A 14,020-nucleotide genomic window follows, 5' to 3' on the forward strand; every position below is an offset into this window, starting at 1 on the left:
AACCCGCAGGAAGGAATTCATCATGGCTCTGTCAATCCATACCAACTACTCCGCTCTGGTCACCCAAACCAACCTGAGCAAGAGCAATAACGCCCTGGGCACCAATCAGCAGCGCCTGGGCACCGGCTTCCGCATCAACAGCGCCGCCGACGATGCCGCCGGCCTGCAGATCGCTACCCGCCTGAACGCTGGTTCCCGCGGTATGGCCGTAGCCATGCGCAACGTAGGCGATTCGGTCTCCATGCTGCAGACCGCCGAAGGCGCATTCAGCGAAATGACCAACATCGTCCAGCGCATGAAAGACCTGGCAACCCAGGGTGCCAACGCCACCAACAGCGGCAGCGATCTGATTGCTCTGCAAAACGAATATGACGAACTGGGCAAGGAAATGGCCAACATCGTCAAGAACACTCGCTACGCTGGCAAAACCCTGTTCAGTAACGGCACCACTGTCGACGGCAGTGGCGGCACCATGTCCGCAGCAATGGTTTTCCAAATCGGTAGCAGCGCCGGCGAAACCATGAGCGTGGATCTGTCCGCAAAGCTGACCGCCCTGGGCACTGCGCTGACCAACGCAGCTGACACTTACGCCACTCCCGGCACTCCAGGTGTCGAAATTGCTAGCACTCAGGTTGCAACCACCGCCGCCAACACGAATGCCAACGGCACTATTACTGTGCTGGAAACAGCTCTGAACTCTCTCGGCGAACTGCGTGCATCCTTTGGTGCCAACATCAACCGCCTGAACCACACTTCTAACAACCTGGCCAACATGCGCGACAACACCGAGATGGCCAAGGGCCGCATCATGGATGCCGACTTCGCCATGGAAAGCGCCAACATGTCGAAGAACAGCATGCTGATGCAGTCGGGCATCTCGATGCTCAAGCAAGCGGGTCAGATGCCGGGCATGGTCATGTCCCTGCTGGGCTAAGCACGCCCCTGGCCGCTTAACCGGCCAACTCCATCGCCACGGCTCTGCAGTGCAGAGCCGTGGTTTTTTGCGTGTGGAAAATACCTGGGTAGCGCAACGCTCATGGGCGGCGCGGGGTTGAGCCATGGCGCACCCTGGCACCTCGCCTGGACAACACACAAAAGTCACGCCGCCTGCAACCAGCAATTGGCTGAGAGCAGCATCCGGGTTCAGCCACTATTCTGTGCAACAGCGCAGCCCGGCCTAGCACACCGCCACCCAGCAAACGAGACTTGCATCACCAATTTCATGACGCCAAAATGCCACCACCTCAAAGCCCTGCGCGCCCACAAGCACAATCAGAACAGCTCACGCAGTCCATGACCGACAGCAGTAACAGCCCTCCAAGCCCCAGCGATAATGCCGTGCCCTGCCTGATCTTGAAGACGGGTCGGCCCGACTGCCTGGTGTATTTCTACCCGACGCGCTTCCAGCTGCAGCTGGCCGGTGGCGAACAGCGTATCGACCTGGGCTATTCCGGCAGCCGCCTGCTGGAGCGCCTGCTGCAAACACCGGGCGAAGTGGTGACCCGCGAGGAACTGCTGCTGTTCGCCTGGGCCGACCGCGTGGTCGGCCAGGGCAGCCTGAACCAGCAGGTGTATGTACTGCGCCAGGTACTCGGCGACGAAAAGGAACGGCAGATCATCCAGACCCTGCCGCGCCGCGGCTACCTGATCAACCCGCAGTACCTGCTGAACACGGCAGCGATGCCCGCGCCGAGCCAGCCAGCCGACAGCCCGCAGGCCGCAGCATCGGCAACCGTGGCAAGCCCGACAGCAACGCCGGGTAGCGAAGCCCCGCCACAAGCGCAATCCCAGCCTGGGCCGCTGCGTAGCGCCTGCCTCTGGGCCTGCGCCGGCCTGCTGCTGGTCGGCACGCTGCTGGCTGCCCTGCTGCTGCGCACCGATGAGCGGGCCGGCCGCACCCTGGGCCAGCTGCACACGACCTACCTGGGCTACGACAACGCCCAGCGCCAGACCGCACAACATCTGGGGCAAGCCATCGAGGCGCGCCTGGCGCAGCTGGCCGACAGCCCCACCGAGCTGTACATCAGCATGAACGATGAAGCCCTGGCCCTGCTCTGCCTGCAGGCCGGGCGTGGCGGGCACTGGTTGAGCATCGCCCGCTCGCAACTGGGTCGGGTGAGCGATTCCCAGCTGCGCCAATGCCTGCCCTGACGAACACGCGACAGGCGCCTTTATAGATTCGGCCCGCCAATAGGCTGTTTATGTAGGAGCCCGCTTGCTGGCGACGCTCTTCACGCCCCGAACCGCCAGCAAGCTGGCTCCTACAGTAGCCGCGCTGCTTAACCCGCTTTCCCACTTGATTCGGGCCGGATCAGTAATCGTCCTGAATCGCCCGAGCGCAGGCAAGCTCCGCCCGCAGCCTGTTGGCCTCCTCGCGGGCATCGCGCAACTTGACCTCCAGCAGGGCAATATTCTGCTTGGATTCAGCCAGCACGCCCTTCGCATCGCTGATCAGCGCCGAGGATCTGCGTTCGCGTTCGCCGGCCTGCGCCAACGCCCGCCCCAGCTCAAGCAAACGCTGGTCCTTGTCGGCCGCCTGCTCGCCCAGCTCAGCGCCGTGTCGACGCAGCGTCTCGACCTCGGCCCCGGCCTGCGCCAGGCGCTTGCGAAGGTCATCCAGGCCGGCATCAGCCGCGGCCAGGGCGTCGCGCTTCTCGCGCAGTTCCTGCTGGAGAACGCCAATGTCCGCGTCATGCCGCTGCTGGAGCCCCAGCAATTCCTCGGCAGCGTGCGCCTGCTGGCGATCGAACTGCTGGCGAGCCTGTTCGGCGGCACTCTCGGCCTGCGTGGCACAGGCTTCCATCCCGGCCAGGGCGCTGCGAGTCTCGCCCAACAGCTCACGCAACTCGCTGGCCTCTTGCTGGGCGAGGGCCAGGGCAGCCTCGGCGGCCTGCTGCTGGGCGCTGCGCTCGGCACTGTCCTGCGCCTGCGACGCATGCGCCTGGTGCAGTTGCTCGGCGTTACGCTCAGCCGCTGCCAGACGCTCGCCCAGTTCCTCAAGCTCCCGAACACCCTTACCCAGCCGGGTCTCCAGGGCGGCGTTGTCCACCAGCGACTGGGCATGAGCACGCCGCTCGGCCTCGAGCAGGTTGCGCTCGGCGTCCAGCTCAGCCAATGAGCGCTGTGCGGCCTGCTCGGCCTCGCTCAGGGCACGCGCCAGCGTTTCACCCTCGCCCTGGGCAGCGCTCAAGGCGTCGTGCAGTTGCCGTGCCTCTTCCTCGGCCAGCTGCTGCCGACTGGCGGCTTCCTGGGCCTGCAACTCCTGCGCCTGGCGCAGTTGCCCGGCCTCACGCTCGGCCACACTCAGGTCAGCCAGCGAGCGCTGTGCCGCCTGCTCTGCCTCGGCCAGGGCACGCGCCAGCGTCTCACCCTCGGCCTGGGCAGCGCTCAAGGCGTCGCGCAATTGCCGTGCCTCTTCCTCGGCTACCTGCTGCCGACTGGCGGCTTCCTGAGTCTGCAGCTCCAGCGTCTGGCGCAGTTGCTCGGCCTCGTGCTCGGCCGCCGCCAGGCGCGCGCCCAGTTCGTCGAGCTCGCGATCGCTCTTCTCCAGGCGGGTCTCGAGGGCAGCGCGCTGCACCAGAGCCTGGCCATGGGCACGCTGCTCGCTTTCAAACAGGTTGTGCGCCGCGGCCAGCTCCCCCTGCAAGCCGGCCGCAACCTGCCGGGCCTCGACCAGCTCAAGGGCCCGCTCAGCGCACTCGGCTTCGGCCAGTTCCAGCTCAAGCCTGTGCTCGAAATGCAGGTCGCCGATGGCACGATCGACGAGGTCCTCGAGCTGACTGTGCAGGGCCAGGGTGCTCTCGCTCAGGGCTTGGTCAATGCGCGACGCCAGGGCAGAGGACGCCTGCGCGGCGCTGCTGGCCTGTGCCTGGGGAGATAGAAAGGAGGTCATCTTGGGTTGCAGTCCCGGGGTAGAAGATTGGTGTGGCGCGGCCCCAGTCGTACCGTGCCACCGTTTTAGCCTTGGGGCAGCCTGGTTAGTCCGCCATCCAGATGCCAGTCAGCCAAGCCAGCGGAAGGCGAGCGGGCAATGGCACGTTAGGTCGCGCGCCGGGTTGCGAAGCAGCAAGCGGCAGCGGCGCGGGATGCCCTCACAAGGGCTTGCCCGCCTCCTTGGTGAAGTGCGCACCGCTCTGGCTGAGCCGGGCCTGGGCATAGCTGTCGCCGAACAGCTGGCGATACAGCAGCTCGGCCTGCTGCGTCAGCAACAGCACCTCAACCCGGCGGTTGACGCCATCCTCCGGCGCTTCCGGACGCAGCGGCATGCGCTCGGCATGGGCGGTCACCTGCAGCACGCTATCGGCCGACATACCCGACTCGACCAGGGCATTGCGCGCGCTCAGGGCGCGATCGCCGGAGAGGTTCCAGTTGTCGTAGCCACGGGCACTGCGAAACGGCGTGGCATCGGTATGGCCACTGATGATCAGCTTGTTCTCGACCTTGCCCAGCACCTGCGCCAGGCCGAACATGAGCTGGCGGAAATGCGGCGTCAGCCTTGTGCTACCACGCTCGAACATGAAGCGCTGCTGGTCGTCGCGCAACAGAATGCGCAGGCCCTGGGGCACTACGTCAACGGCGATATTGGCATCGGCCTGCAACTGGCTGGCGACGCTTTGCATCAACTGGGCCAGGGCCTGCAGTTCGGCCGGGGTGCCATACAGCTTGCGCGGCGCCTCGGCGCCCGGCTGCTCGCTGGCCGGGTCCTGCGGACTCATGGCGGCGTTGTCCTGAGTCTCAACCTTGCTGACCTGCACCGGGATGCCGTCAAGATCGAGCGGCGAACGGCTCTTGCCGTCGAATACCCCGGCGCCGCCGTCGACCAGCGGGTTGGCGAACATCTCGGCAGTAGTCGGGCTTTCTTCCTTGCTTTGCGGCTGCACGATCCACAACACCATGAACAGCGCCATCATGGCCATGGTGAAGTCGGCAAAGGCCACCTTCCAGGCGCCACCATGCGAGTCGTCGTGCCCCTTCTTGGCACGCCGCTTGATGATGATTTCCTGGTGATCTGCGCCGCGCTTTCTCATGCCGCCTCCCTTGTTTCCTCGTACTGGTTGACCCAGATTTCGAGTTGCTTGAAGGCGGGTTTGACGTCCTGTTCGATCAGCTTGCGCCCGGCGTCCACCGCCAGCAGCGTCGGCTTGCCGGCCACATGGGCGACCAGGGTGGTGCGCACGCACTCCAGAGCCGACAGTTCGGTCTTGACCCGCTGACCCATGGCGTTGGACAGTGGCTCCATCAGGCAGTAGCACATGAAAATGCCGAGGAAGGTACCGACCAGGGCCGCGGCCACGTGGGCACCGACTTCGGCCACCGAACCGCCGATATTGCCCATGGTGATGACGATGCCGAGGATCGCCGCGAGAATGCCGAAACCGGGCATGGCTTCGCCGACCTTGTGCAGCGAGCGTGCCGGCTGCATCAGCGCGTGGTCCATGGCCTCCAGCTCCTGCTCGAGGAAACCCTCCAGCTCATGGGCACTGATCTTGCCCATGGCCATCAGGCGGAAGTTGTCGGCGATGAAGAACATCAGGTTGTCTTCCTTGAGGATCAGCGGGTACTTGCTGAACAGCTCGCTCTGCTCCGGCTCCTCGATGTGCTCGTCGAGGGCCTTGAGACCGCCCTCCTCGACGGTTTCCAGCAGCTCATACAGGAGCATCAGCAACTGGCGCTGGAACTCCTCGCCACGGCGCTTGTAGACGAACACGCCCTTGATCTGCACGCACATTTCGAGCAGCACTTCCTTGGGGTTGCCGACTACCAGGCTGCCCAGACCGGCACCTAGGATGATGATGACTTCGGCCGGTTGCCAGAGCATGGCCAGCTCGCCGTGGGCCATGACATAGCCACCCAGCACGCAGCCGATGATGATCAGCGCTCCCAATACCTTCAACACGATTAACGTTCCTCTTTCAGGAAGCGGCAGGCCTTGGCCAGCGCCTGCTTGCTCAGTTGACACACGCGCGCGTCGCTCACTTCGAGCACCAGCGCAATTTCTTTGAGACTCAATTCGTGCTGGTAATACAGCGTCAGCACCAGCCGCTCGCGCTCATCCAGGCGTTCCAGGGCCTGGGCCAGCAGGCGCTCGCTGAGTACCCGCTCCTCCACCACCGCGGCGTTGTCGGCGAAGCTCTCGACGCCGACCTGCAACAGTTCGTCGAGACTTTCGATGGCCTCCGACGACTCCGCCCACAGGTAGTCCTGATAGGCCTCCGCATCCAGCCCGGCGTGCTGGCGGATCTCTTCCTCGCTGGGCACCCGGCCGAGCTGTCGCGCCAGGGCGCGGATGGCGTCACGCACCTTGTGCACCTGCTGGCGCACCTGGCGCGGGCGCCAGTCCTGGCGGCGCAGCTCGTCGAGAATGGCGCCACGGATGCGCAGCGCGGCAAAACGACCGAATTGCTCATCCGGCTCGCCATAGCGGCGTAGGCAGTCGAGCAGGCCCATCAGGCCGATCTGCTCCATGTCTTCGCGGTCCATCACCTGGCTGGCCTGCAGCGACAGCTGGCGGACGATGCGCTTGACCAGCGGCAGGTATTGCAGCAGCCATTTGCGCTCGGCAGCCGCATCCAGCCCCTGGGTTTGCGCAGGGGAGCCGTAGTCGTGGTCGAGCACTGCCAGGCCAGTCATGGGCGCATGTCCTACTGCACGATCATCTTGCTGATCAGCACATGCTCGAACGGCACCAGCAGGTTGCGAGCAGTGAAATCATGCAGAACCGCAGCCTCAAGGGCCGCCTGCAGCTGAGGAATGGCCTGGCCGCGCAGCTCCTGGAACTTCATGCTGGTGAAGTGGGCGACGGCCGAATTGCGTACCATCGGGTCGATCTGTTCGAGCTTCTTCTTGTCGGTTTCGACATTGGCCTGCAGCACCAGGTCGAACACCAGGTAGTGCTCGCGGTCCTCGCCGGCCAGGCTGACGACTACCTTGTCGACGGGATGGAACAGGTACTCGGCTGGCTCCTGCTCTTCCTCAGCCTGGCCTTTTCCCGGACTGCCGGCAGCCTGCTGGGATGAGCCAGCGCTCAACTGCTGCACGCTCTGGAACAGGGTGAAGGTGAAACCGATACCCCCGACTGCCAGCAGGGTATTGAGGATCAGCATGATGATAATGATGCGCTGCATCGCCATGACGGGGTTTAGCTCCACGTGGGTAATTCTTCAGGACTGCCGGCAGGAGCGCCGGCAGCAACTCATACGCTGACCAGGACGTCGCTGCGCACACCTTGCGCGCCGCGCTCGCCATCGGCCTGCTCGTCGAGAGCCGCTCGCGGCGCCTCTTCAGCGAACAGGGACGCCCCCTCGCGAGCCTGCCGCTGGCCGGACTGACTGTCGGCGCCGACCTGTACATCGACCTGCACGAAGTGCTGGCCGATCAGATCCTGACGCAGGCGTTCGCTGGTCTGCTGCAACAGGCGTGCGACGTCGCCCTGGGCGGCATTGATGTGGATCTGCAGGCGCCCGCCCTCCTGGTTCAGACGGATCTCCAGGCTGCCCAGCTCGGCCGGATCGAGACGAATGGTGGCCTGCTGCTTGTTCTGCTTGAGCTGCAGCTCGACGCTGTCACGCAAGGCATTGAGCATCTGCTCGCCCCACTTGGCTTCCGGCCCCTGCAGCTGCAGGCGCTGCTCCAGCGCCGCCGGGCGCGACAACGCACTGGCCGGATCGGCGCGCAAGGCCGTATCGGCCTGCGGCCGTGCAGGACTGCCCTCGCTGGCAGCCACGTCCAGTACCGGGGCAACGGCGTCGCCTGGCGCGCTCTCGGCGCCAGTGGCCAGGTCGGCCAACTGGCGCGCCGCGCTGTCCGGCAAAGCGACCGCAGCGGGCATGGCCTGCGAGCGCACCGCTGCGCTCGCCTCGACCGGCTCGCGGCCGGCGGCCGGCGCGAGGTCGAACGCGCCATTGTCCTGGCCTGCCCGCAACGGACTGCGGCTGCCGGCTGGCGACAAGCCGAGCACTGCCGCCTGAACCGTCGCCAGCAACGCCGCAGCAGCACCGGCCGCCTCGTCCTGGACGGACTCGCCACGGGCCTGCACCTGGGTATCGCGCTGCGCCAGCAGGCTGCCGAGCAAGGCTTCGACCTCGTCGACCGGCAGCTCGCGCACCTGCTCGCCGGCAGGCAGCAATAGCTCTGCCGGTGCATCACCCTGCGTGGCCGCGACCAGGGCCTCGGCGTTGCCATCCGGCAGTTGGCCAGCCTCGACCGGCGCATCCAGCACGAATGCCGTCTCGCCCGCCTCCACGGCATCGCTGGCCGCGCTGCGTGGCGCCTCGGAGAGCGGGCCGCCGATGGCCGGCAACGCGGGAGTAGGGGTCAGTTGCAACATAGGTCTGCAGTGCTCTTCTCAGTCGTTCAGTTGCCGGTAGGCAGCGCTGCCTTCGGCGTATTGCAGGTGCGCCGTCAACAGCTTGCGCAGGCGTTCACACTCGTTTTCACAGCCCTGCAGAGCGCGCCCATGCAGCTGCTTGAGGCGCTGCCTGGCCGCCTGCAGTTCGGCGCTCGGCGGCACGCCGTCGAGCTGTTTCAGGGTTTCGCGGATGGCACTGTCGATACTGCCGAAAGACGCCCAATCCTTGCTCTGCAGGGCCTGCGTCAGACGCTCGTGGAGCGCCTGCAAGCGCTGCAACTCAACCGCGTTGGGCATTGACCGCGTCCCAGCCTTCGCGCAGGGTGCCAAGCAGCTTCACCACCTCGTCCAGTCCCTCGAGCGACAGGCTCACGCTGACATCGGACAGGCGATAGATGCAGTAGTCGTACAGGCGCGCCAGTTCATGCACCAGCTCGCCGCCGTTGTCGTAATCCAGGGCGCTGCTCAGGCCGTTGAGGATGTTCAGGCACTTTTCCAGCGAACGGCCCTTCTGCTCGAAACGCTTGGCCTCGATATGCCCGCGGGCACGGGCCAGCTCGTCGAGCAGGCCGTCGAACAGCACCAGCACCAGCTGGTACGGCGAGGCCGCGGCGGCGCGGGCCTCGAGGTCGACCGAGCGGTAGCTGTCGTAGGATTCATTCAGGTTGTAATTGCTCATCCGAACATTCCCTGGGTCTGCTGCATGGACGACATGATTTCCATCATGTTGGTGTACTGGCGCAGGTAGCGGCCGTAATAGATTTCGTATTGCCGGTCGAGCGCTTCGTACTGATCCTGAACCCGGCCGATCTGCGCATTGATGAACTCCTTGCGGTTCTTCATCACGCCGTTGACGCTGCCGGTGTACACGGCAATGTTCTTGTCGATGCTGTCGATCAGGTTGTCTTTTTCGCTGAACAGCTTGTCCAGCCCGGCCGGGTCGGCGGCCAGCGCCTTGGCGAAACGTTCGGCATTCAGCGCCAGCTTGCCATTGCGATCGGCGGCGACGCCGAAGTCGATCAGGCTCTTGCCACCAAAGGCGGTGCGCACCACCTGATTGAGCATGCTTTCGACCGAGCGAATACTCGAGTCGCCGGCCAGGCTGCCGCGTTCGCTATCCTTGCCGCCGCTGGCGGTCAGGCTGTCGAACGTCGACATCAGGGTGTTGAAGGCGTCGATGAAACTCTTCATCTTCGCCTCGGTGGCCGTCTTGTCCTGGCCTACGGTCAGGCTCAGCGGCGTTTCACCGGGCGCATGGGCCTTGGTGAAAGTCAGGCTGACGCCATCGATCATGTTGCTGAAGGTGTTGCTGGAATTGGTCAGCAACATGCCGGTCTCGCCACCCAGGCGTACCCTGGCATCCTTGGCAGCTGACAGCTCCGTCGCTGCACCGAGGAATCCGGCGCCGTCGGTGACGGTAATGGCATTGGCCGCGCCGCTCTCATTGCTGCTCAGCAGCAGGGTGTACAGCGGATCACCGTTGGCATCGGTACTGCGTACCACACTGGCAGTCATGCCGGTGTTGTCGGGGGCAGCATTGATCGCACTGGCCAGCTCGCTCAGCGAGACCGTGCCATCGCCATCGGCATCACTCACGCCCGCCAGATCGACCTCGAACGCCCGCGCCGCATCGCTACCCTGCTGGAATTTCAAGATACCGCTGGCCGGCACGCTGGCCAGACCGCTGAAGCCCAACTGATGAGAGCTGGCCAGTTGCTCGACGAAAAACTGATAGTTACCTGGCGCCGCGCTGGCCGAAACGGTCGCGCTGGCGTAACCGGTCTGGCTGAAGGTGGCCGAGTTGATCAGCATGCTGCTGCCACCCGAGCGCAGCCCGGTCACGGCTGAGCGAAAGGACTTCAGCGCGCTGTCCAGCGTGCCCACCGCCTTGAGCTGGCTCTGGTAGGCCTTCTCGCTGTTTTGCGCGCGCGTCCAGGCACCCTGCACCTGGTAGTTGGCCAACTGGCTGGCCATGTTTTTTGCGTAATCGGTGTCGATCGCCATGGTACGGTACCTTCCTATAAGGATGATTTAGCAAGACTGGTGCCAAGGCCTGAAAGTCCCATTTCTCTAGGCTTGCAGGCTGGTACAAGGTGAAGAACCCTTTCCCCTCGGCGCCGCACGCGACAAAAGCGGAAAAGCGTCTTCCGCCCACGATGGGCCAATCCGTTCTCTATAAGGGCGACAGGGCGAGGTATGGACTTAAGCTCTAGCGGAGGAACACCCCCGCAGGGTGCGCCGTGCGCACCTGGAGCAATCCACGGGCTTGTGGTGCGCACGACGCACCCGCAGATCACTTCCAGGCGCAGCGATCACTACAGAGGAGCAAGGCCAACTGCGCTTGCGAGATGACAGGGCGGTACAGCTCAGTAGGCGTGACCGTGCGGCGCATACAGCTCGCTGCGCGTGGAGTCCGCCAGCAGCTGTTCGATGATTTCGTGGTGCATGGCCAGCAAGCGGCCATTGCGCTCGTTGTAGCCGGCGCAGCGGCTTGCCGCCTCACCAAGCGCGACCCAGCAACTTTCCAGCTGCTGGCGGGCAACCCCGGAGAATCTCTGCAACAGGCCATGCATGGCCTGGGCGCCCTGCCCCAGGCCAAGCGCAGCCAGCGCCTTGCTGCGACGCTGGGCACGCGCACGCACCAGCTCGCAACAGGCGGTGATTTGCTCATTGAGCGGATCGATCTGGCTGCTGTCGCGGCGCAATAGCGCCTGGTGCAACTCCGGCAGCAAGCCTTCCAGGCGCTGATAATCCTGCAGGTCGTCACGCACGTCCTGCGCCAGGATGGCCAGCAACCGCTCGGCTTGTGTCACGCGTCGCTACCGCGGTGATAGCTCAGCATGCTCTGCGCCAGGCTGGCACTGTCCAGCTTGATTTCACCGCCGGCCAGAGCCGCCTTGAGCTCGGCGACCTTGGCAAAGTCGACCACCGGCAGGCTGTCGAGCACCGCCTGCAGCTTTTCCAGGGGCAGGCCATCGGCCAACTGCTGCGCCGAGCGCGTATCAACCGTCGGTGCTGGCTGCGCCTGACGCGGCGCAGCCTGAGTCTCCACCGGAGCGGTAAAGATGCTTTGTTGAGTACGGCTGATTTCCATGGGAATCACCATTACAAGGGGGCTTACCAGTGATAGGCGACCGACTGCCCCCGGCACTTAAATTATTTTTTCGCCGGCCCCGCACAGGCTGCCGCGCCCACCCTCTTTAGGCTGGCCAGCAGCAACAGGTCAAGCACCCTGTGCCCGCCACCAGGCCTGGGCAGCCAGGCCGTCCTGGATCTTCTGCTCCTGCTGGGCCAGCTGGACCTGCCACTCGGCCAGCTTGCCGTCGAGGAACTGGCTGACGATCTTCTCGCTGCGCATGGCCGCCAGCAACTCGCCCTGGATGCGCGCCAGCGTCTGCTCGGCCAGGCCCAGCTCCTTGCGCTGCAGCTCGACCATCTTGTGCAGGATGACCTTGTAACGCTGCTGGTTATCGCGCTGCAGGCTGGTACCCAGTGGCACCTCGAAGCCGAGCAGGCGCGACAGGCCGGTAATGTTGTTGCGATAGCGCTGGCAGAGGTTCTGCTGGTAATTGACCCGCCCGAGCATCTGCTGCACCTGGCTGCCACGCAGGCTGGCCAGGCGGCCGAGCACATCGAGTTGTTGCCTCATGGCTGCATCAGCCCCCGCAATTGCTGAATACATTCGTCCAGATCGGCACCCTCGCCCACCTCCTGGCGCAGGAAGCGCTCCAGACGCGGCGCCAGCTGCACCGAGCGGTCGGTCTTGGCATCCATGCCGGGGGTGTAGCCGCCGAGGGGGATCAGCTCCTTGATCTTCTCGTAGGTGCTGGAGTATTCCTTGAACAGCCGCGCCGCACCGCGCTGCTCGGGCGTGCTGACCTGGCTCATGCAGCGGCTCACCGAGGCAGCAATGTCGATCGCCGGGTAATGGCCGACATCGGCCAGCCGGCGCGACAGCACGATGTGGCCGTCGAGAATCGCCCGCGCACAGTCGACAATCGGGTCCTGGTGGTCGTCACCTTCGGCCAGCACGGTGTAGATGGCGCTCAGGCTGCCCCGCTCGCTCTCGCCGTTGCCGGCGCTTTCCACCAGTTCCGGCAACAGGCCGAATACCGAAGGTGGATAACCCTTGGTCGCGGGCGGCTCGCCAAGGGCCAGGGCGATCTCGCGCTGGGCCATGGCGTAGCGTGTCAGCGAATCGACCAGCAGCAGCACGTCGTGGCCCTGGTCACGAAAATACGCGGCGATGCTGTGGCACAGCTCGGCGGCCTTGAGCCGCATCAGTGGCGACTCGTTGGCCGGCGCCACCACCACCACGGCCTTGCGCAGGCCTTCCTCGCCGAGGGAATGGAGGAGGAATTCCTGCACCTCGCGACCGCGCTCGCCGATCAGGCCAACCACCACCACATCGGCCTTGGTCTGTCGGGTGATCATGCCCAGCAGCACGCTTTTGCCCACCCCGCTGCCGGCGAACAGGCCCACCCGCTGGCCCTTGCCCAGGGTCAGCAGGGCGTTGATTGCGCGCACGCCAACATCCAGCGATTCCTCGACCGGGCGGCGCTTGAGCGGATTGACCAGCGGCAACTCGGTCGGCAGGGTGTCGCGCCCCTCCAGGCGGCCACGATCATCCAGCGGCTCGCCCAGGCCGTTGACCACCCGCCCCAGCCAGGACTCGTCGATGCGCAGCGGCGCCTCGTCATTGGCCGGGAACACCCGCGAGCCGGCAGTCAGGCCGACCGGCTTCTTGAACGGCATCAGGTAGGTGATGTCGCGGTCGAAACCGACCACCTGGGCTTCCAGCAGGGTGCCATCGGCCTGTTCGATATGGCAGCGCTGGCCGGTCATGCGCCGGCAGCCGAGGCTTTCCAGGAGCAGCCCGGAAACCCGCACCAGGCGCCCACTGACCTTGGCCAGCTTGACGCTGTCGAGCGAACGCAGTGCCTCGTCGAGCTGGAATGAGCGGACCATGGCTTAGTCCTGGGGCAGCTTGAGATGGTCAGCCAGGGCGTCCATGCACGAATCCAGGCGCTGCTGGCAGCCGATGTCGGCCTCGGCCTGAGCCGTCACCACCCGGCATTCGCCCAGACCCAGGCGCTCGTCCGGCAGCAAGCGCCACTGCGCGGCACGCTCCGGTGCCAGATCGCGCAGGCGCTGGTACTCCTCGGGGTTGAGCAGCACCTGCACCTCGCCCGGATCGCCCGGCATGCTGGCCAGGGCCTCCTCGGCCAGAGACAGCAACTGCGTCGGGTTGAGGGTCAACTCGCAGCGGATCACCTGCTTGGCCACTTTGCTCACCAGCTCAAGCAGCTCCTGACGACGCTTGTCTTCCAGTTCGGTCCTGAAGCGGCGCAATTCGTCGAGCATGCCGTCGATGGGCTGACTGACCCGATCAAAGGCCTCGCGGCCCTGCTGGCGACCTTCTTCACGGCCCAGGCGCAAGCCTTCTTCGCGCCCCTCGGCGAAGCCGCCCTCGCGACCGGCGGAACGGCCTTGCTGCAGACCCTCCTGATAGCCCTTGTCCATGCCCTGCTGGAAGCCATCGGCAATCGCCCGCTGACGGCTGACCGGATCGCCATCCCACACCTCGCCACGCGGCTCGCGGCAGCGCGGCGGAAAGTGGTACGGCCGCCAGTTGCGATCACCGCCCTTGATGATTTTTTTATCCATGGGCGC

Annotated in this window: 16 protein-coding genes; 2 read left to right on the forward strand and 14 right to left on the reverse strand. The window is 65.1% G+C overall.

The features are described from left to right. Window positions 1–22 precede the first annotated feature (22 nt). The gene (gene lafA, locus GV001_RS13670; protein ID WP_160080725.1) at window positions 23–934 is read left to right on the forward strand and encodes a lateral flagellin LafA; all 912 of its coding nucleotides are present in this window, start codon (window positions 23–25) and stop codon (window positions 932–934) included. A 404-nt stretch (window positions 935–1,338) separates the two neighbouring features. Further along, a complete protein-coding gene (locus GV001_RS13675; RefSeq protein ID WP_256664922.1) occupies window positions 1,339–2,151 on the forward strand; it encodes a winged helix-turn-helix domain-containing protein in 813 nt (270 codons plus the stop codon). Window positions 2,152–2,311: 160 nt separating this feature from the next. On the opposite strand, the gene GV001_RS13680 is transcribed toward GV001_RS13675, so the two are convergent. The 14 genes from GV001_RS13680 to fliH all read right to left on the reverse strand — a co-directional run bounded on the left by GV001_RS13680 (window position 2,312) and on the right by fliH (window position 14,014). Then, window positions 2,312–3,892, reverse strand: a complete 1,581-nt coding sequence (locus GV001_RS13680) for a hypothetical protein (RefSeq protein ID WP_160080729.1) — start codon at window positions 3,890–3,892, stop codon at window positions 2,312–2,314. Between the two features lie 199 nt (window positions 3,893–4,091). Beyond that, window positions 4,092–5,027: an OmpA family protein gene (locus GV001_RS13685; RefSeq protein WP_160080731.1), complete on the reverse strand. Its 936-nt coding sequence runs from the start codon at window positions 5,025–5,027 to the stop codon at window positions 4,092–4,094. Next, window positions 5,024–5,896: a flagellar motor stator protein MotA gene (gene motA / locus GV001_RS13690; RefSeq protein WP_160080733.1), complete on the reverse strand. Its 873-nt coding sequence runs from the start codon at window positions 5,894–5,896 to the stop codon at window positions 5,024–5,026. Before motA ends, GV001_RS13685 begins: the two co-directional genes overlap by 4 nt. Window positions 5,897–5,898: 2 nt before the next feature. Beyond that, window positions 5,899–6,630 (reverse strand): FliA/WhiG family RNA polymerase sigma factor, encoded by a 732-nt coding sequence (locus GV001_RS13695; protein ID WP_160080735.1) that lies wholly within the window; start codon window positions 6,628–6,630, stop codon window positions 5,899–5,901. An 11-nt stretch (window positions 6,631–6,641) separates the two neighbouring features. Continuing rightward, window positions 6,642–7,124 (reverse strand): flagellar basal body-associated protein FliL, encoded by a 483-nt coding sequence (fliL, locus tag GV001_RS13700; RefSeq protein WP_256664923.1) that lies wholly within the window; start codon window positions 7,122–7,124, stop codon window positions 6,642–6,644. Between the two features lie 68 nt (window positions 7,125–7,192). Next, entirely contained in the window at window positions 7,193–8,326 is a 1,134-nt protein-coding gene (locus GV001_RS13705) for a flagellar hook-length control protein FliK (RefSeq protein ID WP_160080737.1), read from the reverse strand. An 18-nt stretch (window positions 8,327–8,344) separates the two neighbouring features. Then, window positions 8,345–8,644, reverse strand: a complete 300-nt coding sequence (locus tag GV001_RS13710) for a hypothetical protein (protein WP_160080739.1) — start codon at window positions 8,642–8,644, stop codon at window positions 8,345–8,347. Continuing rightward, the gene (fliS, locus tag GV001_RS13715) at window positions 8,628–9,026 is read right to left on the reverse strand and encodes a flagellar export chaperone FliS (RefSeq protein ID WP_160080741.1); all 399 of its coding nucleotides are present in this window, start codon (window positions 9,024–9,026) and stop codon (window positions 8,628–8,630) included. The genes GV001_RS13710 and fliS overlap by 17 nt, the downstream gene beginning before the upstream one ends. Then, on the reverse strand, window positions 9,023–10,351 hold the full coding sequence (gene fliD / locus GV001_RS13720) for a flagellar filament capping protein FliD (protein ID WP_160080743.1): 1,329 nt from the start codon (window positions 10,349–10,351) through the stop codon (window positions 9,023–9,025). The genes fliS and fliD overlap by 4 nt, the downstream gene beginning before the upstream one ends. 362 nt (window positions 10,352–10,713) lie before the next feature. Then, window positions 10,714–11,160: a flagellar protein FlgN gene (gene flgN, locus GV001_RS13725; RefSeq protein WP_256664924.1), complete on the reverse strand. Its 447-nt coding sequence runs from the start codon at window positions 11,158–11,160 to the stop codon at window positions 10,714–10,716. Then, window positions 11,157–11,441 (reverse strand): flagellar biosynthesis anti-sigma factor FlgM, encoded by a 285-nt coding sequence (flgM, locus tag GV001_RS13730; RefSeq protein WP_160080745.1) that lies wholly within the window; start codon window positions 11,439–11,441, stop codon window positions 11,157–11,159. The genes flgN and flgM overlap by 4 nt, the downstream gene beginning before the upstream one ends. Window positions 11,442–11,570: 129 nt before the next feature. Further along, the gene (locus tag GV001_RS13735; RefSeq protein ID WP_160080747.1) at window positions 11,571–11,996 is read right to left on the reverse strand and encodes a flagellar FliJ family protein; all 426 of its coding nucleotides are present in this window, start codon (window positions 11,994–11,996) and stop codon (window positions 11,571–11,573) included. Then, window positions 11,993–13,315: a flagellar protein export ATPase FliI gene (gene fliI / locus GV001_RS13740; protein WP_160080749.1), complete on the reverse strand. Its 1,323-nt coding sequence runs from the start codon at window positions 13,313–13,315 to the stop codon at window positions 11,993–11,995. The genes GV001_RS13735 and fliI overlap by 4 nt, the downstream gene beginning before the upstream one ends. Before the next feature lie 3 nt (window positions 13,316–13,318). Further along, window positions 13,319–14,014 (reverse strand): flagellar assembly protein FliH, encoded by a 696-nt coding sequence (gene fliH, locus GV001_RS13745; RefSeq protein ID WP_160080751.1) that lies wholly within the window; start codon window positions 14,012–14,014, stop codon window positions 13,319–13,321. Window positions 14,015–14,020 lie beyond the last annotated feature (6 nt).

Origin of the sequence: Pseudomonas sp. 8AS (genome assembly GCF_902506505.1) — a bacterium.
Classification (GTDB): domain Bacteria; phylum Pseudomonadota; class Gammaproteobacteria; order Pseudomonadales; family Pseudomonadaceae; genus Aquipseudomonas.

Excerpts from the sequence above, each read along its gene's own strand:
- lafA (WP_160080725.1), top strand. The coding sequence starts at position 23 with ATGGCTCTGTCAATCCATACCAACTACTCCGCTCTGGTCACCCAAACC.
- GV001_RS13680 (WP_160080729.1), bottom strand. The coding sequence starts at position 3,892 with ATGACCTCCTTTCTATCTCCCCAGGCACAGGCCAGCAGCGCCGCGCAG.
- GV001_RS13685 (WP_160080731.1), bottom strand. The coding sequence starts at position 5,027 with ATGAGAAAGCGCGGCGCAGATCACCAGGAAATCATCATCAAGCGGCGT.
- GV001_RS13695 (WP_160080735.1), bottom strand. The coding sequence starts at position 6,630 with ATGACTGGCCTGGCAGTGCTCGACCACGACTACGGCTCCCCTGCGCAA.
- fliL (WP_256664923.1), bottom strand. The coding sequence starts at position 7,124 with ATGCAGCGCATCATTATCATCATGCTGATCCTCAATACCCTGCTGGCA.
- GV001_RS13705 (WP_160080737.1), bottom strand. The coding sequence starts at position 8,326 with ATGTTGCAACTGACCCCTACTCCCGCGTTGCCGGCCATCGGCGGCCCG.
- GV001_RS13710 (WP_160080739.1), bottom strand. The coding sequence starts at position 8,644 with ATGCCCAACGCGGTTGAGTTGCAGCGCTTGCAGGCGCTCCACGAGCGT.
- fliS (WP_160080741.1), bottom strand. The coding sequence starts at position 9,026 with ATGAGCAATTACAACCTGAATGAATCCTACGACAGCTACCGCTCGGTC.
- fliD (WP_160080743.1), bottom strand. The coding sequence starts at position 10,351 with ATGGCGATCGACACCGATTACGCAAAAAACATGGCCAGCCAGTTGGCC.
- flgM (WP_160080745.1), bottom strand. The coding sequence starts at position 11,441 with ATGGAAATCAGCCGTACTCAACAAAGCATCTTTACCGCTCCGGTGGAG.
- GV001_RS13735 (WP_160080747.1), bottom strand. The coding sequence starts at position 11,996 with ATGAGGCAACAACTCGATGTGCTCGGCCGCCTGGCCAGCCTGCGTGGC.
- fliI (WP_160080749.1), bottom strand. The coding sequence starts at position 13,315 with ATGGTCCGCTCATTCCAGCTCGACGAGGCACTGCGTTCGCTCGACAGC.
- fliH (WP_160080751.1), bottom strand. The coding sequence starts at position 14,014 with ATGGATAAAAAAATCATCAAGGGCGGTGATCGCAACTGGCGGCCGTAC.